The sequence below is a fragment of the Actinoallomurus iriomotensis genome (assembly GCF_030269445.1).
In the GTDB taxonomy this organism is placed as follows: Bacteria; Actinomycetota; Actinomycetes; order Streptosporangiales; family Streptosporangiaceae; genus Actinoallomurus; species Actinoallomurus iriomotensis.
Map to the genome: position 1 here is coordinate 1 of NZ_BSTJ01000012.1, position 24527 is coordinate 24527.

Genomic DNA, 24527 nt, shown 5'->3' on the forward strand with positions numbered 1-24527 from the left:
ACCGGGGCGGCCTGACCCTCTACAAAGTCCTCCGCGAGCTACAGGCACTACTCGCCACCTGGACAGGCCACTGCCCCACCTGCCGACAGCCCCTCGCCTTAACCACCTAACAAAGCACTACTAGCCGGAGACGGACGGGCTGACCAGGCCGGTCTCGTACGCGTAGACGACGGCCTGGGCGCGGCTGTTGAGGCGCAGTTTGGTCATGATGCGGTTGACGTGCGTCTTCACCGTGGTCTCGGCGATGTCGAGCGTCTCAGCGATCTCCGCGTTGGCCATTCCGCGGCCGACCATGCGCAGCACGAGCACCTCGCGTTTGGTGAGCTCGTCGGGCGTCTTGGCCGGAACGCTGCGGTTCACGTACGCCTCGATCAGCCGGCGGGTCACGCTGGGCGCGAAGAGCATGTCGCCGGTGGCGACCGTCCGTACGGCGGCGAGGAGACGTTCGGGCGGGGTGTCCTTGAGCAGGAAGCCGGACGCCCCCGCCCGCAGCGCGTCGTAGACGTACTCGTCGAGGTCGTACATGGTGAGGATCAGCACGCGCGGCGGAGCCCCGCCGGCGTCGGCGAGGATGCGGCGCGTGGCCTCGATGCCGTTGACGCCGGGCAGGTGGATGTCCATGAGCACGACGTCGGGCCGCGTGGACGCGGCGAGCGCGACGGCCTGCTCGCCGTCTCCGGCCTCGCCCGCGACGTCGAGGCCGGGCGCGGCCCGCAGCAGCGCGGCGACGCCGGCCCGGATGAGGACCTGGTCGTCCACCACGAGGACCGTCGTCGGAGCGGCCGGGTCTCCGGCCGTCGCGCCGGGGTCGGTCATGGCGTCGCGGCCGGCGTGACCGGTCCGTCCGGCGACGCCGGAGGTACGGGAAGGGTCAACACGACTTCGAACCCACCTTCCGGGCGCGGACCGGCGATCACTTGGCCGTCGTAGATACTGGCGCGTTCGCGCATGCCCAGCAACCCGTGCGGTATCTCCTCCATGCCGTGGGGCGCCGGCCGTTCGCCGGCCCCGCGGCCGTCGTCGACGACGTGCACGACGACGCGTTCCGCCTCGTACGCCACGGTCACGGACGCCCGGGCCTGCCCGGCGTGCCGCAGGACGTTCGTCAGCGCCTCCTGGATGACGCGGAACGCGCACTGGTCGTGGCCGGACGGCAGGGGACGCGGTGTGCCGGTCACGGTCACCTCCACCGGCACGCCCGCCGAGCGCACCCGCCCGGCCAGCTCCTCGAGCCGGCTGAGGCCGGGCGCGGTTCCGTACCCGTGCTCGCCGGGGTCGGGGCGGGCCATCCGCAGGACGGCGAGCAGGCGGCGCATCTCGGTCAGCGCCTCGCCGCTGGTCGCGAGCGCGGTGTCCAGCGCGCCGCGCGCGGTCTGCGGATCGCTGGCCAGCGTGTAGCGGGCGAGCCCCGCCTGCACCGAGACGACGGACATGTGATGCGCGACCACGTCGTGCAGCTCGCGGGCGATGCGGACCCGCTCCTCGGCCACCGCCTGCCGCGCGCGGTACTCCTGTTCGACGCGCAGTCGCGCGGTCAGGTCGGCGAGCTGGACGTTGCGCTCGGAGAGCCGCCGGGCGTTCGTGCCCACCGCGCACACGCACGCCGGCACCAGCAGGGCCTCGATGACGGCGAGCGGGCCGGGCAGCGACGCTCCGCCGTACAGGATGACGGCCATGGTGAGCGCCATCCCCAGCACGAGGTCGCGCGGCGGCCGCGTCGCGGCGACCGTGTAGACGGCCAGCAACGATGCCCAGACGGTGATCGAGGGCACGTAGCCGGCCGCTATGTAGCCGGCGTACCCCGCGCACGAGACGAGCAGGATCGTCCGCGGGTACCGCCGGCGCAGCGCGAGCGGCAGCCCGGCGACGGCGCTGAGCAGGATCGCCAGGGTGTCGAAGGGCCGCCAGCCCGGCGGATCCCACGTCTCGCCCGCTGCGACGAAGCCGAGGACCAGGCAGATCGCCAGTACGGTGTCGCCGGCCCGGGGGCCGGGCCGGCGCAGCGCCCTGCGAAGGATCATGCGGGCACTGTAGGCACGATCGCGTACCACGTCGGTTGCACGAGGCGCCGCCGCTGCCCCCAGGGGTGGGCGCGGACGGGCGTCGCCGACACCGTGGGTTGCAGGAAAACATCATTATTGTGCCGGATGTCCGTTCCGGTCGCCGTGCGTACCGTCGGTGACGACCGTCTCGCCGGCCGTCGCGGAGGTGCCAAGGGTGGATTTCCGGGTGCTCGGACCGGTCACCGTCCGGACGGACTCCGGAGAGCGGGTCGCCTCCGGCGGGAAGCTGTGGACGTTCGCCGCACTCCTGCTGGTGCATCCGGGTGAGACGGTGGCACGTGAGCGGGTGATCACCGAGATCTGGAACGGCGCGCCGCCGCCCTCGGCCGGCGCGAACCTGCGCACGTACGCCATGGGCCTGCGCCGCCTGCTCGGTTCGCGCGCCGGCCGGTTCACCGGCCACCCGGCGGGCTACCGCCTCGACGTCGAACCGGTCGACGTGGACCTGTGCGTGTTCGAGCGGCACGCGGCGGCGGGCCGGGCCGCGCTGCCGGGCGATCCCGCGACCGCGGCCGAGCACTTCGGCCGCGCCCTCGGCCTGTGGCGCGGCGCGCCGCTCGCCGGGCCACGCCACGGTCCCGTCCTGGCCATGACCGCCGAGATCCTCGACGAGCAGCGGCTCAACGTCGGCGAGGACCGGTTCGCGGCGCTGCTGGACCTCGGCCGGTACGAGGAGGCCGCCGGCGGGCTGCGCCGCCACCTGGCCGGTCATCCGCTGCGCGAACGCGCCTGGGTCCAGCTGATGACCGCGCTGTACCGGCAGGGCGACCCCGCCGCGGCGCTGGCCGCGTACGCCGACGCGCGCGCCGCGCTCGCCGACGGGCTGGGCATCGACCCGGGAGAGGAACTCCGCGCCCTGCAGCAGGTGGTGTTACGGCGTGACGAGCTCCCGCCGCCGCGGCGGGCCCTGATCACGGCCACGGTCGCCGCGGAGCCGGCGGCGCCACGCCAGCTGCCGCGCGTCACACCGTTCTTCGTCGGCCGCGCCGCCGAACTGGCCGCGATCCGCTCCGCGCTGGAGGCCGTGCCGGACGGCCCGGTCGCGGTCGCCGTCCACGGTCCCGGCGGCGTGGGCAAGTCGGCGTTGGTGCTCCGCGCCGCGCACGCCGCCGCCGCGCGGTTCCCGGACGGCCAGCTCTACGCCGACCTGCGCGGCACCAGCCTGACCTCGGCGCCGGTCCCGGCCACCACGGTGCTGGCCCGGTTCCTGCGCGCGCTGGACGTGCCGTCGGCGGAGATCTCCGGCGATCCGGACGAGGACGCCGCACGCCTGCGGTCGGTGCTGGCGGACCGCCGGTTGCTGGTCGTGCTGGACAACGCGGCCGGCGCCGAGCAGGTGACGCCGCTGCTGCCCGCGACCGCCGGGTGCGCCGTCCTGATCACCGGCCGCCGGCCGCTGGACCCGCTCGACGCGATCGTGCTGCCGGTGAATCCGCTGAGCGAGGCCGAGGCCGTGCGCCTGCTGGCCGAGCTGGCCGGTACGGAGCGGATCGACGCCGAGCCGGAGGCGGCCGCGCGGGTGGTGCGGCACGGCGACCGGCTGCCGCTCGCGGTCCGCGTGGCCGGCGCGCGGCTGGCCGCCCGGCCCGAATGGCCGGTGGCGATGCTGGCCGACCGGCTCGACGACGACGCGGCGCGCCTGGACGAGCTGCGCCACGGCGACCTGGCCGTACGCACCTGCCTGCGGGTCGGCTACCGCGACCTGGCGGCCGCCGATCCGGTCGCCGCCCGCGCCCTGCGCCTCGCCGGTGCCGCCGGCCTGTCCCACGTCCGCGCGCAGGCGGTGGCCGCGCTGCTCGACGACGTCCCCCGGGTGGCGCGCGACGCATTGGACCGGCTCGCCGACGCCCAGCTCGTCCACGCCGAGGGCCCGGACTCCTACCGGATGCACGACCTCGTACGGCTCTTCGCCGCTGAGCTGGCCTCGGCCGAGGACGGCGGGGACGGGGACGCCGCGCTGCGCCGGCTCGCGAGCCACTACCTGGGCACGGCGCGAGAGGCGGCCCGCTGCCTGCGGGACGACCCGGTGGCCGAGATCGCGGGGGACTGGCTGGAACCGGACTGGGCCGTCCCGCCCCCGTTCACCGGCCCCTCCGAGGCGGTGGCGTGGCTGGAGGCCGAACGCGACGGGATGGTCGCACTGGCCCGGCGCCTGGCCGACACACCCGACCGCTCCGCCCGCCTCGCCATCGACCTGATGTGGGTGCTCCAGTCCTACCTGCCACGCGGCGGACACTGGAGCGACTACGCGCTCCTCGCCGAGCAGGCGCGCCGGGTCGCCGACCGGCTCGGCGACCGCCGCGGCGAGATCCTGGCCTGGACCATCCTCAGCGGGGCCGACCAGCAGGCGAGCCGCTTCGACGCGGCGGCGGAGAAGCTGAACCGCGCGCTCGGACTGGCGCAGCGGACCGGCTCGCCGACCGGCGAGGCCAGCGTGCTCTCCCACTTGGGGCACCTGTACCAGCTGCGCGGCGACGACGAGCGGGCGCTCACCTACTACGCGCGGGCGCTCAGCCGGTACGAGCTGATGAAGCTGCCCCTGCAGCGGGGCCTCCTGCTCCACAACATCGGCGAGATCCACCTGGCCCGCGGCGACGCGGAGGAGGCGGTGGCCCTGCTCGACGCGGCGCTGCGGCTCCAGCGCGGCTGCCGGGACCGGCTGGGCGCCGCCCTGACCCTGGCGATGCTCACCGTGGCGTACTGCGAACTGGACCGGCACGACGCCGCCCAGGCCAACGGCACGGAGGCCGTGCGGCTCGCGGCCGAGACAGGCCATCGGCAGGCCGAGTGGCTGGCGCTGCTCGGGAGGGCGGAGAGCCTGCTGCGCCTCGGCCGCGTGGAGGAGTCCCGCGAAGCGGCGAACACCGCCCTGGAGGTCGCCGCGCGCCCGGCCGACGACTACCGCCGCGCCCTCGCCACCTACGCACTGGCCCGCGCCGCCGACGCGCTCGGCCGGGTGACCGAGGCCCGCACCCTCTGGGACCGCGCCACCGCACTCCGCGCCACCACCCGCACACCACCGCTGCCCGTCCTCGAACGCCTCCTCCACCTCCCCACCGCGTCCGCGAGGTGATCGGGTGGCTACCGGGTGTCCTCGGCTTTGGCGGCCCGGTGTAGCCTCGATGTACTACACGTCGTAGTTTTCAGTGAGGTCATGGTTCTGCCTGGGTGGTTTCGGCTGGTGCGCGCCGGGGGTTTCGCCTCGGTGTGCGTCGTGCTGTCCAAGGCCGGGCATGACCTGATGGCGTCGCGTCCGGCGCCGGCGTGGTCCGGCTGGATCGCCCTGGCCGTCGTGAGCGCGGTCGGGTACTGCCTGGCCGACCGGCGACGGCCGCTGTGGTGGATCCTGCTCGCCGTGGAGGTCGCGCAGAGCTGCCTCCACCTGTGGTTCACCTGGTCCACGCCGGCGGACCCGGATACGGCTCCCGGCCGCCTCGGCATGGTGACGCACGGCGGCATGCACCACCTCACCGGTGCCGGCATGCCGGCGGGGATGCCGCACGACGGCGGGATGTCGGCCGGCATGTGGGGCGCCCACGCGCTGGCCGGGCTGCTGGTCGCCCTGTGGCTGTACGCCGGTGAGCGGGCGCTGTGGCACGCGCTCGGCGTGATCGTCGGATCCCTCGTGGGGCGCACGCTGCGGGCGTTCGCGGTCTTCCTCCGGGGTTGTGTCGACGCGGATCGCGGGCCGGCCGGCGCGGACCCCTGGCGAGGTGAGGACGAGTCCCCGCCCGCTCTCGCGGCGCTGCGCCACGCGCTGGTGCGGCGAGGGCCGCCTCGGGCCGTCGGCACGTACTTCGCGTGATCACACGCGGCGCCACCGCCGGCGCCGCTTCACCCGGTTTCGCCTGACCGGTCCGGGGGCCGTCCATGAGCCCTCTGTCGCCGGAGGCGACGCCGTGGTCGCCGTACGCCCGTTCACCATGCTCAGGATCACGATGTTCTTCTCCCATGCCACCGGACGCGGCGCCCGAGTCGCCGGTCCCGGGGCCGCAACCGCCCGGCGGCTCGCCGGGGCCGCCGCGCTCGGGCTCCTCACGACGCTGGCCGCCTGCGGAAACCAGGCCGACTCACCTCCGGTGAAGGTCGCCGGGCCCACCCCCGATCTGCACGGCACGAGGATCAGCACGCCGTTGCGCGAACCCGACCTGACGCTGACCGGCGCCTCGGGACGCCCGGTGAACCTCAGGAAGGCCACCGAGGGCAGGCTGACGCTGGTCTACTTCGGTTACACCCACTGCCCGGACGTGTGCCCCACGACCATGGCCGACCTGGCCGCGGCGCTGCGGAAACTCGCCCCGGCCCAGCGCGCCCGGATCGCGGTGGTGTTCATCACCACCGACCCGTGGCGCGACACCCCGAAGGTGATCAAGTCCTGGCTGGCCTCGTTCGACTCGTCCTTCATCGGGCTGACCGGCGACTACGCCAAGATCCAGGCGGCGGCCAAGCCGCTCGGGATCGCCCTGGAACGGCCGTCGTCGACCACGGGCGACTACGAGGTCACCCACGGCGCCGAGGTGCTGCCGTTCGGCGCCGACCACCGCGCGCACCTCATCTACACGGCCGGTGTCACCGCCGCCGACTGGGCCGCCGACCTGCCAAAACTCCTGCGGGAGACGACCACGAAGGGCGGCGACACGTGAGCCGGCGGACGCCGCTCCTGGCCATGGGCGTGGCGGTCGTCGTGGCCGTCGCCGCGCTCGCGGCGTGGACGTCGTCCACTCCCACGAGCAGGCCGAAGCTGCGGGTCGTGGGCGCGTACGTGCCCCGGCCGGCCTCGCCCGACGTCGCCGCCGCCTACTTCACGGTCGTCGACGAGGGAGGCGCCGGGGACGAGCTGACCGGGGTCGGCAGCGACGTCGCCGCCGAGACGATGATGCACCGCAGCACCGGCCGGACCATGGAGATGGTCGGCTCGGTCGCGGTGCCCGCCCGGGGACGGCTGGTGTTCCGCCCCGGCGGATATCACGTCATGCTCGAACGGCCCGTACGGTCACTGCGGCCGGGGGACCACGTCACGTTGACGCTCCGTTTCCGCCGGTCCGCCCCGATCACCGTACGGGCGCCGGTCGAGCCGATCGGATACCGGCCCGATGGCACGTGACCCCGATCGGCGCGTGAGCCGCCGCGGACTGCTCGCGATGACCGCACTCGCGGGAGGCGCCGCCGTGGCCACCGGCGGCGCGGGCGTGGCCGCCGCGACACGCGGCGAGTCCGCACGCGGTCGCGGCGGGCACCGGATCCCCTTCGACGGCCGGCACCAGGCCGGGATCCTCGCGCCGTACGCCGCGCACGGCTGGTTCGCCGCCTTCGACCTCGAGCCGGGGGCGGACGCGGCCCGGCTGCGGTCGATGCTCCGCGCCTGGACCGGCGCGGCACGGGAGCTGACCGCGGGCCGGGCGCCGTCCGGAGACGACGCGATGGCGGCGGGGTACGGCCCGGCCGCGCTGACGATCACGGCCGGGTTCGGCGCCTCGCTGCTGCGCCGCCTCCGCGTCCCGGTTCCGGCCGCGCTGGCCCCGCTGCCCGCCTTCCCCCGCGACGAGATCGACCCGGCCCGGAGCGACGGCGACGTCGGGGTGCTGTTCACCGCGGACGACGCCATCGTGGTCGCGCACGCCCTGCGTACGCTCACCCGGCTGGCGCGGGGCACCGCGCGCGTCCGATGGCAGATGAGCGGGTTCAGCACCACCGACGGCGTGGTGACCGGACAGAACGCCACTCCGCGCAACCTGATGGGCCAGCTGGACGGTACCGGCAACCCCCGGCCCGGCGACCCGGGATTCGACTCGAAGATCTTCGTCGGCGACACCGGGCCGGCGTGGATGCGCGGCGGGACCTACCTGGTCTTCCGGCGGATCCGCATGCTCCTCGACGACTGGGACACTCTGCCCCGGCACCGGCAGGAGCAGGTCGTCGGACGGCGCAAGGACACCGGCGCGCCGCTGTCGGGCGGTACCGAGCTCACGCCCTTCGACCTGGACCGGCAGAACCCCGACGGCTCGCTCGCCATCGGGCCGGGTGCCCACGTCCGGCAGGCGTCTCCGGAGTCGAACGAGGGCGCGACCATCCTGCGCAAGGGCTTCTCCTACTTCGACGGCCACCGAACCGACGGCTCGCCGGACGCGGGCCTGCTGTTCATGGCCTTCCAGTCCGACCCGGCCGGCGGCTTCACCCGGATCCAGCAGCGGCTCGCGCTCGCGGACGACCTGAGCCGGTACCTCCGGCACACCTCCAGCGCGCTGTTCGCGGTCCCGCGTGGCTGTGATCCCGGCGGCCATCTCGGCCAAGACCTCCTGGAGAGACTCTGATGGACCATCCCATGACGATGGGCGACCCCCTGGCGCCGCTCACCTGGGGCCAGGCGTTCACCACGTGGCGGTTCGCGCCCGTCACCGCCGCACTCCTGACACTCGCCCTGCTGCTCTACCTCGGGGCCGTGGTCGCGGCGCGCCGGGGCGGGACGCGATGGCCGCTCGCTCGTACGGCCGCGTTCACGGCCGGGCTCGCGGTCGCGGGCGCGGCGATCATGGGCAGCCCCGGCGTGTACGGGGACGCGGGCCTGCTGTGGGTGCACATGATCGAGCACCTGATGCTGATCATGGTGTCGCCGTGGCTGCTGTGCCTCGGGCACCCGACGACCCTTCTGCTGCGCGCCACTCGCGGGGCCGCCCGCGATCGCGTCGAGTCGATCCGGGGCACGTGGTTCGCCAGGTTCCTCCGCTCGCCGCTCACCGGACTGGCGGGATACGCGGCGGTGCTGTTCGGCGTCCACCTGTCGTCCTTCATGGACGTGATGATGGGATCGCCGGGACTGATGGCACTCGAGCGCGCCCTCTACCTCGGCGGCGGGTACCTGTACTTCTCCCGGCTGCTGACCGCCGACTCACCCCGTGACGGGCTGCCGTACCCGCTGCGGCTGTTCAGCCTGTTCATGGGCATGTCCGCCGACACCATCGTGGGGATCGTCCTGCTGCAGGCCACCCACCCGCCCTTTCCCGCCTACGCCCGGACGCAGCCGTCGTGGGGGCCGGGCCCGCTGGCCGACGTCCACGGCGCGGGCGCCGTCATGTGGATCGGCGGCGACGGCCTGATGTTCGTGATGATGCTGGTCGTCGCCGCCCGGTGGTTCACGGACCGGTCGCCGGAGGCCGCGCGGGCCGGCGCGTTCCTGGAGTCGGCCCGGCAGGCGGCCCTCGCCGGCACCGGGCACGGCGACACCGCGCGGCAGGACCGCGAGCGGCTCCGGACCAGCGGGGACGTCGACGAGGACGACGCGGTCCTGGCCGCCTACAACGCGCTCCTCGCCGACCTGAACCGTACGCCGCGCGCGGACCGCTGACCGCGACGGCCCGTCAGCCCTTCACCAGCACGGCCGTGAGCGTCATCAGTGAGACGGCCACGACCGCCACGGTCGTCAGGACGGGACGACGGGCGCCGGTTACCAGGGCGCTGAGGGCGAGCGCGGGGATGCCGATGGCGGGGTGCACCTTCACCAGCGCGCCGCTGAGCGAGGCGAAGGCGATGGCGGTCCGTCGCCAGGCCAGTTCCGTGCGCTCCTCCGCCAGGCCCGGGTCGGACGCCGTCTCGGGTCGTCCGGTCATCGGCCGTGCGCGGCGGACAGGACGAGGACCGTCGCGGAGACCAGCGCGATGACCCCGACGGCGAACGTCAGGACCTTGGGCAGGACGGACCGTGGCAGGGGTTCGGACCGGTACAGGGCGCGCTGGTTACGGCTCAGCTCCAGGTGGCCGATCACCGCGATGACGGCGCCCAGGAGGATCAGCGGGACGGCGAGCGCCGGCCGCCCCCACGGGACGCCCGGGAACGGGCGCAGGAGCTGGGCGACCGCCAGCCCCGCCGCGACCAGGGCCAGCGCCGTACGGTTCCACGCGAGGAACGTGCGCTCGTTGGCGAGCAGGAATCGCGCGTCCGGCGGTGTCTCCGCGGCGGTGACCGGCGTGACGCGCCGGCGGGCGCGTGGGAGCCGTACGGCGATCGGCGCCGCCAGGACGAGCACGGCGAGGGCGATCGCGGCGAGAGCGAGCCGGCCGCCGCCGGGTGACCCGGTGAGGGTGACGGTCACCACCGCCAGCGCCATGCCCAGCTCGCCGGCCGCCACCGCGCGGTCCACCGAGGGCGTCGGGACGGTGTCGCGCGCGATGACGAGCGTGCCCAGGAGGACGCCGAGGGCGGCGAGCAGGATCGTGTTCACCGCTCCAGGGGCGGGCTCCACGGTGATGCCGGCGATGACGGCGACGCAGCCGGCCGCGGCGACCATCACACGAAGGCGGGTACGGTGCGCCGGGCCGAGGAGGGCGGCGAGGACGAATCCGGCGGGCGGCGTGGCGGTGATCAGCCCGGCCACGGCCGGAGGCACACCGTCGGCCGCGCACAGCCGCGGGAGCAGCACCAGCGGTGCGAACACCGCGAACCGGGCGGTCAGGGTGAGACCCGGCGACCTCCGCCCGCCGCGCGGCAGGGCATGCGACTTTCGGGAGACGCGCGTCCGGGGGAGCAGGCAGCGCCCGGCCACCGCACCGGCGCATCCGGCCGGAACGCCGGCCAGGAACACCCAGCGCCAGCCCGCCGAGGCGATGATCAGGCCGCCGGCGACCGGTCCCGCCACCAGGCCGAGGAGCGACGCCGCGCCAGTCGATGGTCTACCCGGAACGACGCCGGTGCTCATCAGCGCGAGGCCGCCGGCCTGGACCATGGCCGCGCCCATCGCCTGCACCACCCGGAACGCGATGAGGACCGTCAGGGAGGGCGTCAGCCCGCACACGGCCGAGGCCCCCGTGACCACCACGAATCCGTATGTCCAGGTCAGCTTGGGACCGAGCGCGTCGACCATGCGGGTCATCGGGGCCGCCACCGCGGCCAGGGTCAGCAGGTGGCCGAATGACACCCACTGGACCGCGACCGGCGACACGTCGAAGTGCCGCCGCAGTGCGGGCAGCGAGAACACGACGGCGCCGGCGTCGCATCGCCCGAGGAACGTGCCCGCGCACACCGTCGTCGCCGCGAGCCATGCGGCGCGCGGATGCTCGCGCACGATCCGGGGCCGGGGCGCCTCCGTGCGCAGAGCACCCAGAACCGGCATGCCCCCACTCCTCACGGTTAGTTCTGTAAGAGAAGGACATCACGCAACATAGGCACCCGATGACGGACTGTGACACTGGCGGAACGGGGCGACGACGGTGCGGCCGGGGGAAGGAGGTCTTGGCCCGACCGCTCATTGCGGGCCGCGCCGAGTCATGCGCGGCGCGGGGACGGCGGGTCGGGGGTACCGACGAGCGAGCGCGCGTGGAGGAGGGCGGCGGCGGGGTCCGGGTGGAGCAGGTCGGCGGGCGGCAGGTGCGCACCGTCGGTCGCGTGGGCGATGAGCCGGTGATGGCGGGGGCGTACCCCGGCCAGCAGCACGGTCACGCCGCGACCGCGCAACTGCGTGATCGTCTCACCGAGCACGCGGGCCGCCGTCAGGTCCAGAGCCGAGACGCCGGCCATGCTGAAGATCACCACCCGCCGTCCGCTCACCTGGCCGAGCCCTTGGACGAGCCGGTGACTGGCGGCGAAGAACCAGGGACCCTCCAGCCGGTAGAGGCCGATGTCGCCGGCGGCCGTACGCTCCTCACCGGTGTCGTCTCCGTCCGCGCCCTCCAGGGGCATCGCCTCGATGCGCCCGCTTCGGGCGAGCGCGGCCACGGTGACCACGGTCGCGATGACCACTCCGGCGGCGACCGCCGCGATGAGGTTCACCATCACCGTGACGGTCAGCGTGAACGCCACGATCAGAGCGTCGCTGAGACTGGTGCGCACGATCGCGGCCAACGACCTGATCTTGATCATGCGCACGGCTGCGCCGAGCATCAGCCCCGCCAGCGCGGCGCGGGGGATGGCCGAGACCAGGCCGCCGGCCATGAACGCGATCGCGGCCAGTGCGAGGGCGTGAGTGAGGGAGGCGAGCCGGGACGTCGCGCCGCATCGGACGTTGACCGCCGTACGGGCCAGGGTCGCCGTCGCGGGAACCCCGCCGACGAAGGGCACCGCCAGGTTGGCCAGGCCCTGCCCGAACAGTTCCCGGTCCGGGTCGCTGCGCTCTCCCGCGCCCAGCGCGTCCACGACCGCGGCCGACAGCAGTCCCTCCAGGGCGGCCAGCACCGCGATCGCCAGCGCTGACGGCAGGAGGGCCACCGCGACGCCGAAGTCGAGGAAGTGCGGCGACGGGACGGGCAGACCGGCGGGCACCTCGCCGACGCGTTCGAGGTGCAGGGGCAGGAACCGGGCGACCAGCGTCGCCGCCGCGATGGCGATCAGGGCGACCGGCACCTTCGGCAGACGCCGGCTGCCCACCGTCATCGCCACGGCCACCGCCGCCGCCATCAGCAGGGGCGCCGGCCGTACGTCTCTCGCGTAGTCGGCGACGGTCGCGGCAGCCACTCGCCATACTTTCTCCCCATGCCGCGCGCCGAGCCCGAGCGCGGCCGGGACCTGCTGCAGCGCGATCACCACGGCCACCCCGACCGCGAACCCCTCCACCACCGAGGCCGGCACGCAGCGCGCGTACCGGCCCAGCCGGGCCAGCGCCGCCAGGACGAGCAGGACGCCCGCCATCATCCCGGCGAGCAGGGCACCTTCCACGCCGTGGTGGCGGATGATCGGGACGAGCACCACGGTCATCACCCCGGTCGGCCCGGACACCTGAAGCGCGCCGCCGCCGAAGATCGCCGCGAGCGCGCCGGCCACCACCGCGGTGGCCAGCCCGGCCCGGGCGCCGAGGCCCGAACTCGCGCCGTAGGCCAGCGCCAGTGGCAGCGCCACGACCGCGACCGACAGCCCCGCCAGCACGTCCCGGCGCGGGTCACGCCGCATCGCGGCCCAGTCCGCTCGCCCGGGGAGCAGGGCGGTCAGCCGGTTTCGCGGGATCGGCCGTCGCCGGCCATGCCGGGGAGCGGTCCGCGGTGAGAACACGATTCCCGGCATCACACGCTCCGTTCCGGCGGTCGAGTGCGCATATGACGCTTTTGCCGCTACTGGCCGGTGCGCGCACGCGGATGATTCCGTCGATCACAGAGAGTAATTATGGTCACGTCTCGATCGGCAGTTGCGGAATAGGCTGATTGCCCTTCCCGAATGGGGTGCCGCCATCGGCCGCGTCGTTACATTCGAATTTCGTAATGCCGATCGGGACAGTAGATTATGTGGAGTTCACGCAACATGAGGAGTCAGGCCTTCTCGACATAATGCGTCAAGCCTGCTCGGGGTTCCCCGAGGAGAGCCGCCTCCTCAGCTCGGCGAACGACTGCCGGTCGTTGCCGTGGGGGAACGGCTCGTCCGGCACGGGCACGCCGAGGAACTCGCACAGAGGCCGCCAGCCCTGCGTGATCTCGAAGACCAGCAGCCGGTCGGCCGGGATCTCGCGGCACACCGCCTCGTTGTGCTGCTCAAACATCCGGATGGCGTGTCGCGCGTCATCGAACCGGCCGTCGAACTCCCCCTTCCAGACGATCTCGTGCACGACCTGCCGCATCAGGGCCAGACCCGGATCGGCCGGTGCGGGACCGACGGACGCCTGGTAGATGCTTTCCCTCGCGCTTTCGTACCAGCGCCGCGGATGACGCACCGTGAGGATCACCTTGGCGCGGGGGAAATGCTCGCTGAGCTGACGCCAGAAGTGCGCGCCCGGCCAGTCGACCGTCGCGCGGTATCCACGGTAGACCGCGTCCCAGTCGGGATTCTCCTCGCGGACGACTCGCTCCCACTGTGAGATCTGCTCGGCGTTCTGGAGAAGTTCGGTCATGTGGTGGCAGGGGCCGAATCCGAGCCGTTCCAGGGCTGACTTCAACGACAAGGTCCCAGTACGCCCGAATCCAACGCCGATGACATCGAGCATGGCGGATTGCCCTTTCCCTGTCCGGGCGGATCGTCGTCCACCGACGATTCCATGATGCTAGTGCCCCGTCGCGGTGTGCATTGGCGGGTCGAGTGGGGGAAGAGCTCGGGCTGATCGGGCGGCTGTCGGAGGGTGCGGCTTCGATAGTCGGGCGTCTGTCAGTCGTGCTCGGCGCCTTGGGGGGATCAGGAACAGCGAGGCGCCCAGCAGGGCGGCGGCCACGATGCCGTCGAGCCAGTAGTGGTTGGCGGTGGACACCACGACGAACAAGGTGGCGGCGGGATGGGCCAGCCAGAGCCAGCGCCATCGGCTGCGGCCCACGGTGATGAGGCCGATCGCGATGACGAGCGCCCAGCCCACGTGCAGGGAGGGCATCGCGGCGAACTGGTTCGCCAGGCCCTGCGTGTCGACGTCGCCGTACGGGGAGGGGCCGACCAGGCGTCCGGTGTCGACGAGGCCGAAGGCCGGGACCATGCGCGGTGGCGCCAGAGGAAAGGCCAGGTGCAGGGCCAGACCGGCGCCGGTGAGCGCGGTGAGGACGCGGCGTACCCACACGTAGTGGGTGGGATGCCGCCAGAACATCCACACCAAGAACACGATCATGGCCGGGAAGTGGACGTTGGAGTAGTAGAGGTTGGCGGCCTTCTCCAGGGCTCGGCCGTGCAGGATGAGGCCCTGCACGGAGGCCTCGTCGGGCAGGTGCACGGTGCGTTCCCAGCTCCACACCCGCGCGGCATTGGCGAAGGCCTCGGAGACGTGACCGTTCGCCGCGAGCCGTCCCAGCCGGTAGAGGCCGTACAGGACGATGACGAGGAGGAGCTCCCGTACGATCTTCGGCCGGGACCTGGGGGGTGTCGGACGCACGGTCTAGCGGCCGCTGTAGGTGTAGTGGGCCTCCTGCCGCACGGCGGGCTCGCGGCGGAGTTTCTCGCCCTCGATGTCGAGGTCGGGCAGGACGCGGTCGAGCCGGCGGGGCAGCCACCAGGCGGCACGGCCCAGCACCGCCATGACGGCGGGCACGAGGGTCATGCGAACGATGAAGGCGTCGATGAACACGCCGACGGCCAGCGCGAAGCCGATGGACTTGATGATCGGGTCGGGGGTGATCATGAATCCGGCGAACACCGAGATCATGATGATGGCGGCGGCGGTGACGACGCGAGCGTTCGCGCCGAGACCGTTGACGGTCGCCTGCCGAGGTGTGTCGCCGTGGACGAAGTCCTCGCGCATCTTCGAGACGAGGAAGACCTCGTAGTCCATGGCCAGGCCGAACAGGATGCCGATCAGGATGATCGGCAGGAAGCTGATCAACGGTCCGGGAGTGGCCACCCCGACGAGGCCGGCCAGGTGGCCCTGCTGGAAGACCGCGGTGGTGATGCCGAAGGTCGCCCCGACCGTGAGCAGGAACCCGGCGGCGGCCTTGACCGGCACGAGGATCGACCGGAAGACCAGCATGAGCAGCAGGATCGACAGGCCCACCACGAGCAGCAGGTAGATGGGCAGAGCGTGGGCGAGCTTCTCGGAGATGTCGATGCCGACCGCGGTGGTGCCGGTCAGTGCGACGTCGGCGCCCTGGACGGCGGCCACCTTGTCGCGGATGGCGTGGACGGTGTCCTCGGTGGCGGCGTCGCTGGGACCGGTGGTGGGGATGACGGCGAGCAGGGCGGTGGTCTTGGCCTCGTTGTACTGGGCGGGCGCGACGGCCCGTACACCGTGGACGCCGTTCAGGAGGCCGGCGGTCTGCTCGGTGGCGGTACGGGTGGCGGCGGTGTCGTGGCCGGAGACCACGGCGATGAGCCGTCCGTTGTAGCCCTTGCCGAAGCCCTCACTGGTCAGGTCGTACGCCTTGCGCTGGGCCGAGCCCTTGGCCGCGGTGCCGGCGTCGGGGAGCGCCAGGCGCATGTGCGTCACCGGCAGGGCCAGCGCGCCCAGCGCCACGACGCCGACCAGCAGGATCGGCAGGCGCAGCCGTGTGACGACGCGTCCCCACCGGTACCCGAGCCCTTCCTTCTCGTGGACGCCCACCCGGCCGGCGCGGTGGCGGCGGGGCAGGACCTTGGCGCCGGCGAGGGCCAGCACCGCCGGCAGCAGGGTCAGGGCGACCAGCACCGCGATCGCGACGGTGCCGGCGGCGGCCAGGCCCATCGCGGCCAGGAACGGGATGCCGACCACCGAGAGGCCGGCCAGCGCGATCACCACGGTGGCGCCGGCGAACACCACCGCCGATCCGGCGGTGCCGATCGCGCGTCCCGCCGCCTCGCCCGGCTCGGTCCCGTCCAGCCGGTACTGGCGGTAGCGGGAGGTGATGAACAGCGAGTAGTCGATGCCGACGGCCAGGCCGAGCATCAGCGCCAGCACCGGACTGGCGTCGTTGAGCTGGACCACGCTGGTCAGTGAGTACAGCCCGGCCATGCCCACCGCGACGCCGATCAACGCGTTGAGCAGGGTCATCCCGGCGGCCACCAGGGAAGCGAAGGTGACGAGCAGCACCACCGCCGCGACCACCACGCCGATCCCCTCGGTGGCCTCACCGCCGCCGCCGTCCTTGGCGGCGTCACCGCCGGTCTCCACCCGCAGCCCGCCGTGCGCGCCGTGCGCGATGTCCTTGTACGCGGTGCGCTGCGCGTCGGTGATGTCGGCGACCTGCCCGGCGAACTGCACCTGGATGAGGGCGTAGCGGCCGTCGGGCGAGACCGACCTGGCCTGGAACGGGTCGACCGCCCCGACCACGCCGGGGACCGCCTTCGCCTGCCCGACGATGGGCGCCACCTGCGCCTCGGTGAGCTTCGTCTTCGCGGGGGCGGCGACGACGATGGTCCCGGTGGCGCCGCCGGCGGCGGGGAACTCCTTCCTCAGGGCGTCCATCGCCCGCTGGGACTCGGTCCCGGGCATACGGAACTCACCACTGGTCGGGCCCTTGAACGCGAACGCCGCCGCGCCCAGCGCGGCCAGCAGGATCAGCCAGACGGCCACGACCCGGCCGCGGTGCCGGAAGCACGCGCGGCCGAGCCGGTACAGCAAGCTCGCCATGGGGGGACAGCCTTTCCTTCTGGCAGCACGAAAAGAGCTGCGGGCAGCGGTGGGGGAGGCCGGAGCGGCGGATCCGGCGTCAGATCGGTGTGGGCGGGCGGGGGATCAGCCGGGCGTACGGCCCAGCGTCCGCAGGGCGCTGATGGTCATCGCCTCGCGCAGGGTCTCTTCGTCCATCTCGAGCTGGCCGCCGCCGGTCAGGAACATGCCGCCCAGCGCCATCGTCGCGGCCACCCGGTCGAACGGGTCGGATGAGCCGCCCGCCAGCACGCCGACCAGCCGGTGCCCGACGCCGTCGAGACCCTCCATGTCGGCCTCCCGCAGCGCGGTGGCGTCGGCCATGTTGTCGAACAGCACCTTGATCTCCTGCCGGAACCGTACGGTCAGGTCCACCAGCCCGGTGATCCCGGCGCGTACGGCGGCGTCGCCTTCCAGGTCGGCCAGCCGGGCGTCCAGCGCGACCATCTCCTTGCCGACCGGCAGCAGCAGCTCGCCGAGGATCGCCTCCTTGTTGCTGAAGTGGTACAGCAGCGAGGCCTTCGAGCAGCCGACCTCCGCGGCGATGTCCGCCAGCGACGTCCCGCGGAACCCGTGCTGAACGAACAGCCGCAGCGCCGCGGCGAGGAGCTGTTCGTGCAGCGCGGTGGAGGAACGGGCCATGCGACCAGAATAGCTGTCCGATCGGTCAGATCTGACCGATCGGACAGGAAGGACCTGTGGGCTTCGTCACCGCGGCCAGCCGCTCTGGTAGGAGATCTCCACGCGGCGGTGATCGGGTCCTTCACGTCCGGACAGCTCGGCCCGTACGGCCTCGGCGCGTGCGCGGGAGAGCGTGAGGTTCGCGGCCGGCGTGCCGATGTCGTCGGTGAAGCCGGTCACGCGTACCGGGACGGTAACCCCCCGCGGCGACCTGATCCTCCGCCCTGCTGCCGCTCCTCCAGTGGGATCACCGCCTCGGCGAACGCGATGTCGCGCACGACGTACCGCTTGAGTTTCTGTCCACGGTGGTGCCGGGGGCCATCGACGAGGGAAAGGTGCCCTGCGCCAGCACCTTCGCCGGGTTCGCGACGGTGATCCCGACCTTGGCGGCCGGCTGTGACGCCTTGGCGTCGTCATCGGTCCCGAGGCGGCCGGACACCGCCGGGGCCGGCATCGCGACGGTCGCGGCCGCGAGGGCGGCCCGCCGGATCGGCGTCATACGTCCGCCTAGACGATCAAGCTGGGCCTTAAAGTATGGGCATGGCAGCACTCGCGCCGCCCGCCGCTTAGGCGGGCCGTCCGACGACACCGGCGCGTCCCCGAGAACGGCGACGCGCGGTCCGGTCGTGCTCGCACGGGAGTCCACGACCCTCTGCTCCGTCGGGAGATTCAATCGTGTCGAAAACTGCCGTCGCGGCGGCTTCTGCTGCCCGAAAACCAGCTCGGCCGGTGCTGCGAGGTCTCGCCTGCCTCGCGATCGCCGGAACCACCTGGGGAACGACCGGGGCCGCCGTGGAGATCGTCTATCGGTCGAGCGACTTCGGGCCCATGGCCGTCTCGTTCTGGCGCTTCCTCAGCGGGATGGCGCTGCTGGTCGCGGCCCGCGCGCTGCGTCCTTCCCGCGCCGTACCCCGCAAGGCGCGGCCGGCACTGCGGCGCGTGTTCCTGCTCACCGGCACGGGCCTTGGCCTGGCCGTCTTCCAGACCGCGTACTTCGGTGCCGTGCGGGACACCGGCCTGGCCGTCGGAACCATCGTCTGCCTGGGCGCGGCCCCGGTGTTCACCGCCGCCGGCGCGCGGCTGTTCCTCGGCGAACGCCTCGGCCGGGGCGGGCTGCCGGCGGTCGGCGGCGCGCTGGCCGGCCTGGCGATCCTCGTCCTGGGCGACCGGCACGGCGTCGTCCGTCCCGTGGGAGTGGGCCTGGCGCTGGTCTCGGCCGCCGGGTACGCGACGACCAACGTCCTGGGCCGGTGGACCGGACGCCACGGCACGGGCGAGGACCCCTACGGCCTCACCGTGTGGTCGTTCGCCATCGGCGCGGCCGTGATGCTGCCCCTCGCCTGGAGCGAGGGCCTGTGGCCGCACACCGCCCACCTCGGGCGGGTCGTCCTGATGATGCTGTACGTCGCCGCCGTCACGACGGCGCTCGCCTACCCGCTGTACTTCGCCGGTGCCGCCGCCGTACGGGCGGCCACCGCGGCGGTGGTGATGCTGATCGAACCGGTCAGCGCGGCGGTCCTCGCCGTTCTCCTGCTCGGTGAGCGGCTCACCTCGGCGACGGTCGGCGGGACGCTGCTGCTGCTCGCGGCCGTCACGGGCCTGGCCGTGGCCGAGTCCCGCCGCGCGGAGCGATAGCCGGACGTCTCCCGGGTGTGGTGGGTGCGCGCATCACACCCGGGAGAACACGGCACGGCCTCGAGCCGGCCGGTCGGAGAAGCGTCGTCGACGCGTTCACGCGGGCGCGGCACGCGGCGGCGCAGGAGGAGGCACCCGCCCTCCGCGCCCTACGCGGCCAGGGCGTCGACATCGACGCGCTTCGGAGGGTTCTGCCGTGAGGCCGGATGACGCGATCGACGAGCTCCTGCGCTCCCTCCGCACCGCCCTCGCGGACATTCCCGCGTCGATCGCCGGCCTGCGGGAACGTCCGCGCCTCCGCCGATGGCGGAGGTCCCCGCCGTCTTCGACGGCCGCTGAGCCGTCAGGCGGGCAGGGCGGCGAGCCAGCCGGTCAGGAGGGCGTTGACCTCCTCGGGACGCTCCTGCTGGATCCAGTGGCCGCACCCGTCGAGCAGGTGGGAGGAGACCAGGCCCGGCAGGGTGGTGGGGTACGCCTCGATCGCGTCGGCCATCCACATCGTGGAGGCGTCCAGCGCGCCGCCGGCGAACACGGACGGCTGGGTGATCGGGGAGCCGTCGAAGTCGGCGAGGTCCGCCCAGTCCCGGTCCATGTTCCGGTAGCGGGCCAGCGCTCCGCTCATCCCGGTCCGCTCGAACTCCCCGGCGTAGACGTCGAGATCGTCCTCACTGAGCCACGCCGGCAGCCGGCCGGTGGGGAACCGGTCGCGCATCGTCCCGCCCCGCGACACGAAGTGCGGGTCCGGGGCACCGGCGGGCGGCATGGTGTCGGCGGACAGGGCGGCGTAGATGCCGGCGAGCCAGCCGCGGACGTCCGGCTCGATCTCGGCCTCCGCCCGGCCGGGTTCCTGGAAGTAGCCGACGTAGAACTCCTCATCTCCGCCCATCCGCGCGAAGACCTCGCTGGGCCGCGGGCCACCGCGCGGGGCGTACGGCACGCTCAGCAGCCCGACCGCACGGAAGACGTCGGGCCGGAGGAGGGCGGAGTCGGCGGCGATGGTCGAGCCCCAGTCGTGGCCCACTACCACTGCGGTCCGCTCGCCCAGGGCGTGCACCACGGCGACGTTGTCCTCGACCAGCGCCCGCATCCCGTACGCGGCGACGCCTTCGGGCCGGGAAGAACGGCCGTAGCCGCGAACGTCGATCGCGACGGCCCGGTACCCGGCCGCGGCCAGCGCCGGCAGCTGATGGCGCCAGGAGTACCAGCACTCGGGGAACCCGTGCACCAGCAGCACGAGCGGCCCGGTGCCCTGCTCCACCAGATGGACCCGCCCGGCGGGAGACGGAACCAGACGGTGAGTGATCTCCCCGACCTGCGACATCGGTCCTCCTTGACCTTCGTGTACGTGCAGGCACGATCATCCGACGGACGGGAGCGACGGCCCGAATCGTGTTGCTGTTTCAGCAAACTCGTCCTAGGCCGTGGATGTGCGGCAGCAGGACGTTAACGTCCTCGGAACGCAGCCCGGCGTGGTCGCGTAGCGCCGAGGCGGCCGGTTCCGCCCAGCGGGCCGGCCGTACGGCTCAGAGCCAGCCGGCCTCCGCGGCGATGCGGACCGCGTGGGCGCGGTTGCGGGCGCCGAGCTTGCCGGTGGCCGAGGCGAGGTAGTTGCGTACGGTGCCGCCCGACAGGCACACCTGGGCGGCGATCTCCGGGATCTCGTATCCGCCCGCGTACCGCTGGAGGATCTCGGTCTCCCGGGAGGAGAGCGGGCTGGATTCGGCGTCGAGCGCCGCCATGGCGAGCTGGGGCGCGATGACGCGGGCCCCGGTGCCGGCCTGATCGATCGCGTCGAGCAGCTGCTTGCCGGGCACGTCCTTGACGATCAGCCCGCTGACGTTCGCCGCGATGGCGCGGCGAAGGTGCCCGGGGCGGATGACGCCCGTGACGATGATGACCTTGCATCGCGGGAGCAGCGCGCGGAGCTCCTCGATGACGGTCAGCCCCTCGATGCCGAGCAGGTCGATGTCGAGCACCGCGACGTCGGGGCGGCACTCGGTCGCGGCGGCGAGCACCGCTCGCCCCGTCGTGGCCTGCGCGACGAGCTGGACGCCGTCCTCCCGCTGGACGAGGGCGGCCAGGGTGTTGCTCCGCAGCCGCGTGTCCTCGGTGATCAGGACCCGGAGCCGGCGCCGCACCCCGGCCGTCATCGGCCCACCTCGTGGACCGGAGAGCAGGCCAGGGCAGGCGGCAGGGCCACGGCGGGCCGAACGCGGGCGAGCGCCATGGCGGCTGTACGACGGGAGCGCTGAGTCACGGATCTGCGGATCGGCCTTGCTGACGGGGTGACGGGCGCGCCAAGGCTAACGGCGCGCCGTCCGGGACGATCGCCACGATGTGCACCGATCCTCGCCATCTCGCGCACACCTCGCCGTACGTGATCTGCCCGGCCTGAGTTCGCTCTCCGTGAGCGCGCATGATGGAACCGCCGTCCGAATGAGAGGTGAGAGGGTGCGACCTGCGATGTGGGCCGACGTGCTCCCGGCCCGGCCACGGGAGGCCGCCGGATGACCGGGTTCGCCGGCCTGCCGCTGTCCGGCGTCACCGTCGTCAGCGCCGAGCAGGCGGTGGCGGCGCCGTTCGCCACGCGTCAGCTCGCCGACCTGGGCGCTCGGGTGATCAAGGTGGAGCGTCCGGGCGGGGGTGACTTCGCCCGCCACTACGACACGTCCGTGTACGGTCAGTCCAGCTACTTCGTGTGGCTCAACCGGTCCAAGGAGTCGGTGACCCTGGACCTGAAGGCGCCGCGCGGCCGGGAGATCCTCGAGCGGCTGCTCGGCCGGGCCGACGTGTTCGTGCAGAACCTGGCCCCGGGCGCGGCCGGCCGGCTGGGGCTGGACGCGGCCTCGCTACGAGAGCGGTACCCCGCACTGATCCCGTGCACGATCTCCGGCTACGGAACCAGCGGTCCGTGGTCCGACCGCAAGGCGTACGACCTGCTCGTGCAGTGCCAGACGGGCTTGGTCTCGCTGACGGGGACGCCCGAGGAGACGGCCCGGGTCGGCGTGTCGATCGCCGACATCGCCGCCGGGATGTACGCCTACTCCGGCATCCTCACCGCCCTGTACACGCGGGCGACCACCGGCGTGGCACGTGCCGTGGAGGTGTCGCTGTTCGAGGCCCTGGCCGAGTGGATGGGCCAGCCCGCCTACTACACGCGCTACGGCGGCACCCAGCCACCCAGGATCGGCACCGGGCACCCCACGATCGCCCCGTACGGCGCCTACACCACGGCCGACGGCGGACAGGTGCTGTTCTCCATCCAGAATGAGAGGGAATGGAGCGCTCTGTGCGACCGGTTCCTGGAACGCCCGGACCTGGTGGACGACCCGCGGTTCGCGACGGGCTCCGCCCGCGTCGCGCACCGGGACGAGCTCGACGCGATCGTGGCCGAGCGGTTCCGCCGGTCCGGCAGCGCGGAGGTGATGGCGGCACTGGACGCGATCGGGGTGGCCAACGCCGAGGTCGACGACGTCGAAGGGTTTCTCGGCCATCCGGTGCTCGCCTCGCGGGACCGTTGGCGTGACGTACGGATCCCCGGGGGTATGGTCCAGGCGCTCCGGCCGCCCACCGACCTGGAGGGAATCGACCCGCGCATGGAGGCCGTCCCCGGCGTCGGCGAGCACACCGAGAAGATCCTCACCGAACTCGGCCACGATGAGGCCGACATCGAGCACCTGCGCGCCGACGGCGTCATCTGAACGAGGAGGACCAGCGTGAGCACAGTGGACATCCTTTCGGAGGACGAGCGGTTCATCGTCGGCACCGTGCGCGACTTCGTCGACAAGGACGTCAGGCCGGTCGTCCAGGAGCTCGAGCACGCGAACACCTATCCCGAGGCCCTGATCGAGCGGATGAAGGGGCTCGGCGTCTTCGGCCTGGCCGTTCCGGAGGAGTACGGCGGCAATCCCGTCTCCACCCCGTGCTACGTGCTCATCACCGAAGAACTGGCGCGCGGCTGGATGAGCCTGGCCGGCGCGATGGGCGGCCACACCGTGGTGGCCAAGCTGCTGCTGCACTTCGGCACCGAACAGCAGAAGCGCCGCTACCTGCCGAAGATGGCCACCGGCGAGGTCCGCGCCACCATGGCCCTGACCGAACCGGCCGGCGGCTCGGACCTGCAGGCCCTGCGCACGATCGCGCGCCGGGACGGCGACGGATACGTGATCAACGGGGCCAAGACCTGGATCACCAACTCCCGCCGGTCGCAGCTGATCGCGCTGCTCTGCAAGACCGACCCGGACGCCGAACCCGCGCACAAGGGCATCTCGATCCTCCTCGTCGAGCACGGTCCCGGCCTCACCGTCTCGCGCGACCTGCCCAAGCTGGGCTACAAGGGCGTCGAGAGCTGCGAGCTGTCCTTCGACGACTACCGTGCGAGCGCCGACGCCGTCCTCGGCGGGGCCGAGGGCAGCGGGTTCGCCCAGATGATGAAGGGGCTGGAGACCGGCAGGCTCCAGGTCGCGGCCCGCGCCCTGGGCGTGGGCCGGGCGGCGCTGGAGGACTCACTCGCCTACGCCCAGGAGCGCGAGACGTTCGGCAAGCCGATCTGGCAGCACCAGTCGATCGGCAACTACCTCGCGGACATGGCCACCTCGCTGTCGGCCGCCCGCCAGCTCACCCTCCACGCCGCGCGCGAGGCCGACGCCGGCCGGCGAGTGGACATGGAGGCGGGCATGGCCAAGCTCTTCGCCTCCGAGACCGCCATGCGCATCGCCCTCGACGCCGTACGCATCCACGGCGGATACGGCTACTCCACCGAGTTCGACGTCGAGCGCTACTTCCGTGACGCGCCGCTGATGATCGTCGGCGAGGGGACCAACGAGATCCAGCGCAACGTGATCGCCCGCCAGCTCGTCAAGCGCGGCGGCCTGGACGCCTGACGGCCCGTAGACGCCGGTCTCCTTCCGGGCGAGGGCCCGCGCGCGTATCGTCGGCGCCGGAGGTAGGTCGTGGCATCGGTACGAGGCGTCCTGCGGGCCCTGACCCGGCTCGATGACCGGGTGCTGGGACGGTGGCTGGACCGCCCACCGCCGCGTCTGTCCGTGGCGATCACCATGACGGTTCTCCTCGTCCTCGCCGCCGTGCTGCTCACCGTCCTCCTCGGGGACACCACCCCCCTGAAGGCCGCGTCCTTCGGCGTGCTCGTCGGCTGGATCGCGCGGTTCAGCCTGAGGCGATCCCGCTGAAGGCGGGAGCGCGACGCC

23 protein-coding genes are annotated in these 24527 nt (G+C 73.1%); 10 read left to right on the forward strand and 13 right to left on the reverse strand.

Features of this window, described 5'->3' with window-relative positions; genetic code table 11:
• Positions 1–120: 120 nt before the first annotated feature.
• Positions 121–816, reverse strand: coding sequence for a response regulator (locus tag QSK37_RS38820; RefSeq protein WP_285631146.1), 696 nt, complete (start codon positions 814–816; stop codon positions 121–123).
• A complete protein-coding gene (locus tag QSK37_RS38825) occupies positions 813–2021 on the reverse strand; it encodes a sensor histidine kinase (RefSeq protein WP_285631149.1) in 1209 nt (402 codons plus the stop codon). The genes QSK37_RS38820 and QSK37_RS38825 overlap by 4 nt, the downstream gene beginning before the upstream one ends.
• 196 nt (positions 2022–2217) lie before the next feature.
• Between QSK37_RS38825 and QSK37_RS38830 the strand changes: the two genes are divergently transcribed.
• From QSK37_RS38830 to QSK37_RS38855, 6 genes are all read left to right on the forward strand, one after another.
• Positions 2218–5136 carry an AfsR/SARP family transcriptional regulator gene (locus QSK37_RS38830; RefSeq protein ID WP_285631152.1) on the forward strand — a complete coding sequence of 973 codons (2919 nt, stop codon included), beginning with the start codon at positions 2218–2220 and terminating at the stop codon, positions 5134–5136.
• 81 nt (positions 5137–5217) lie between these two features.
• Positions 5218–5868, forward strand: coding sequence for a hypothetical protein (locus QSK37_RS38835; protein WP_285631155.1), 651 nt, complete (start codon positions 5218–5220; stop codon positions 5866–5868).
• Positions 5869–5962: 94 nt separating this feature from the next.
• Positions 5963–6706: an SCO family protein gene (locus QSK37_RS38840; protein ID WP_285631158.1), complete on the forward strand. Its 744-nt coding sequence runs from the start codon at positions 5963–5965 to the stop codon at positions 6704–6706.
• The gene (locus QSK37_RS38845) at positions 6703–7167 is read left to right on the forward strand and encodes a copper chaperone PCu(A)C (RefSeq protein WP_285631161.1); all 465 of its coding nucleotides are present in this window, start codon (positions 6703–6705) and stop codon (positions 7165–7167) included. The genes QSK37_RS38840 and QSK37_RS38845 overlap by 4 nt, the downstream gene beginning before the upstream one ends.
• Positions 7168–7180: 13 nt before the next feature.
• Positions 7181–8374 (forward strand): Dyp-type peroxidase, encoded by a 1194-nt coding sequence (locus QSK37_RS38850; RefSeq protein ID WP_285631164.1) that lies wholly within the window; start codon positions 7181–7183, stop codon positions 8372–8374.
• Positions 8374–9405 carry a cytochrome c oxidase assembly protein gene (locus QSK37_RS38855; RefSeq protein ID WP_285631167.1) on the forward strand — a complete coding sequence of 344 codons (1032 nt, stop codon included), beginning with the start codon at positions 8374–8376 and terminating at the stop codon, positions 9403–9405. Before QSK37_RS38850 ends, QSK37_RS38855 begins: the two co-directional genes overlap by 1 nt.
• Positions 9406–9418: 13 nt before the next feature.
• Here the strand turns inward: QSK37_RS38855 and QSK37_RS38860 are convergent, their stop codons facing one another.
• The 9 genes from QSK37_RS38860 to QSK37_RS38900 form a co-directional block, all read right to left on the reverse strand.
• Positions 9419–9667 carry a DUF202 domain-containing protein gene (locus QSK37_RS38860; RefSeq protein WP_285631170.1) on the reverse strand — a complete coding sequence of 83 codons (249 nt, stop codon included), beginning with the start codon at positions 9665–9667 and terminating at the stop codon, positions 9419–9421.
• Positions 9664–11166: an MFS transporter gene (locus tag QSK37_RS38865; RefSeq protein ID WP_285631173.1), complete on the reverse strand. Its 1503-nt coding sequence runs from the start codon at positions 11164–11166 to the stop codon at positions 9664–9666. Before QSK37_RS38865 ends, QSK37_RS38860 begins: the two co-directional genes overlap by 4 nt.
• Positions 11167–11318: 152 nt before the next feature.
• The gene (locus tag QSK37_RS38870; protein ID WP_285631176.1) at positions 11319–13046 is read right to left on the reverse strand and encodes a SulP family inorganic anion transporter; all 1728 of its coding nucleotides are present in this window, start codon (positions 13044–13046) and stop codon (positions 11319–11321) included.
• 265 nt (positions 13047–13311) lie between these two features.
• Positions 13312–13956: a sulfotransferase family protein gene (locus tag QSK37_RS38875; RefSeq protein ID WP_285631179.1), complete on the reverse strand. Its 645-nt coding sequence runs from the start codon at positions 13954–13956 to the stop codon at positions 13312–13314.
• A 57-nt stretch (positions 13957–14013) separates the two neighbouring features.
• The gene (locus QSK37_RS38880) at positions 14014–14820 is read right to left on the reverse strand and encodes a phosphatase PAP2 family protein (RefSeq protein WP_285631182.1); all 807 of its coding nucleotides are present in this window, start codon (positions 14818–14820) and stop codon (positions 14014–14016) included.
• Positions 14821–14823: 3 nt separating this feature from the next.
• Positions 14824–16986, reverse strand: a complete 2163-nt coding sequence (locus QSK37_RS38885) for an MMPL family transporter (protein ID WP_285631186.1) — start codon at positions 16984–16986, stop codon at positions 14824–14826.
• A 105-nt stretch (positions 16987–17091) separates the two neighbouring features.
• Positions 17092–17646, reverse strand: coding sequence for a TetR/AcrR family transcriptional regulator (locus QSK37_RS38890; protein WP_285631189.1), 555 nt, complete (start codon positions 17644–17646; stop codon positions 17092–17094).
• A gap of 66 nt (positions 17647–17712) precedes the next feature.
• Positions 17713–17901: an OmpA family protein gene (locus tag QSK37_RS38895; protein ID WP_349498030.1), complete on the reverse strand. Its 189-nt coding sequence runs from the start codon at positions 17899–17901 to the stop codon at positions 17713–17715.
• Positions 17902–17932: 31 nt separating this feature from the next.
• On the reverse strand, positions 17933–18184 hold the full coding sequence (locus QSK37_RS38900; RefSeq protein ID WP_285631195.1) for a hypothetical protein: 252 nt from the start codon (positions 18182–18184) through the stop codon (positions 17933–17935).
• Positions 18185–18414: 230 nt separating this feature from the next.
• On the opposite strand from QSK37_RS38900, the gene QSK37_RS38905 reads away from it, so the two are divergent.
• On the forward strand, positions 18415–19320 hold the full coding sequence (locus tag QSK37_RS38905) for a DMT family transporter (protein ID WP_285631198.1): 906 nt from the start codon (positions 18415–18417) through the stop codon (positions 19318–19320).
• A 343-nt stretch (positions 19321–19663) separates the two neighbouring features.
• Here the strand turns inward: QSK37_RS38905 and QSK37_RS38910 are convergent, their stop codons facing one another.
• Complete coding sequence (locus QSK37_RS38910) at positions 19664–20641, reverse strand: alpha/beta fold hydrolase (RefSeq protein WP_285631201.1); 978 nt, start codon at positions 20639–20641, stop codon at positions 19664–19666.
• A gap of 202 nt (positions 20642–20843) precedes the next feature.
• A complete protein-coding gene (locus QSK37_RS38915) occupies positions 20844–21470 on the reverse strand; it encodes a response regulator transcription factor (RefSeq protein WP_285631204.1) in 627 nt (208 codons plus the stop codon).
• Positions 21471–21827: 357 nt separating this feature from the next.
• On the opposite strand from QSK37_RS38915, the gene QSK37_RS38920 reads away from it, so the two are divergent.
• From QSK37_RS38920 to QSK37_RS38930, 3 genes are all read left to right on the forward strand, one after another.
• A complete protein-coding gene (locus tag QSK37_RS38920; protein ID WP_285631207.1) occupies positions 21828–23021 on the forward strand; it encodes a CaiB/BaiF CoA transferase family protein in 1194 nt (397 codons plus the stop codon).
• 15 nt (positions 23022–23036) lie between these two features.
• Positions 23037–24203 carry an acyl-CoA dehydrogenase family protein gene (locus tag QSK37_RS38925; protein ID WP_285631210.1) on the forward strand — a complete coding sequence of 389 codons (1167 nt, stop codon included), beginning with the start codon at positions 23037–23039 and terminating at the stop codon, positions 24201–24203.
• Positions 24204–24272: 69 nt separating this feature from the next.
• Complete coding sequence (locus QSK37_RS38930) at positions 24273–24509, forward strand: hypothetical protein (protein ID WP_285631213.1); 237 nt, start codon at positions 24273–24275, stop codon at positions 24507–24509.
• The last annotated feature ends 18 nt before the right edge of the window (positions 24510–24527 follow it).

Bases quoted from the DNA above. Each gene is read 5' to 3' on its own strand.
- QSK37_RS38820 (WP_285631146.1), bottom strand. From the start codon at position 816: ATGACCGACCCCGGCGCGACGGCCGGAGACCCGGCCGCTCCGACGACG.
- QSK37_RS38825 (WP_285631149.1), bottom strand. From the start codon at position 2,021: ATGATCCTTCGCAGGGCGCTGCGCCGGCCCGGCCCCCGGGCCGGCGAC.
- QSK37_RS38835 (WP_285631155.1), top strand. From the start codon at position 5,218: ATGGTTCTGCCTGGGTGGTTTCGGCTGGTGCGCGCCGGGGGTTTCGCC.
- QSK37_RS38855 (WP_285631167.1), top strand. From the start codon at position 8,374: ATGGACCATCCCATGACGATGGGCGACCCCCTGGCGCCGCTCACCTGG.
- QSK37_RS38860 (WP_285631170.1), bottom strand. From the start codon at position 9,667: ATGACCGGACGACCCGAGACGGCGTCCGACCCGGGCCTGGCGGAGGAG.
- QSK37_RS38865 (WP_285631173.1), bottom strand. From the start codon at position 11,166: ATGCCGGTTCTGGGTGCTCTGCGCACGGAGGCGCCCCGGCCCCGGATC.
- QSK37_RS38870 (WP_285631176.1), bottom strand. From the start codon at position 13,046: ATGCCGGGAATCGTGTTCTCACCGCGGACCGCTCCCCGGCATGGCCGG.
- QSK37_RS38875 (WP_285631179.1), bottom strand. From the start codon at position 13,956: ATGCTCGATGTCATCGGCGTTGGATTCGGGCGTACTGGGACCTTGTCG.
- QSK37_RS38885 (WP_285631186.1), bottom strand. From the start codon at position 16,986: ATGGCGAGCTTGCTGTACCGGCTCGGCCGCGCGTGCTTCCGGCACCGC.
- QSK37_RS38890 (WP_285631189.1), bottom strand. From the start codon at position 17,646: ATGGCCCGTTCCTCCACCGCGCTGCACGAACAGCTCCTCGCCGCGGCG.
- QSK37_RS38900 (WP_285631195.1), bottom strand. From the start codon at position 18,184: ATGACGCCGATCCGGCGGGCCGCCCTCGCGGCCGCGACCGTCGCGATG.
- QSK37_RS38910 (WP_285631201.1), bottom strand. From the start codon at position 20,641: ATGTCGCAGGTCGGGGAGATCACTCACCGTCTGGTTCCGTCTCCCGCC.
- QSK37_RS38915 (WP_285631204.1), bottom strand. From the start codon at position 21,470: ATGACGGCCGGGGTGCGGCGCCGGCTCCGGGTCCTGATCACCGAGGAC.
- QSK37_RS38920 (WP_285631207.1), top strand. From the start codon at position 21,828: ATGACCGGGTTCGCCGGCCTGCCGCTGTCCGGCGTCACCGTCGTCAGC.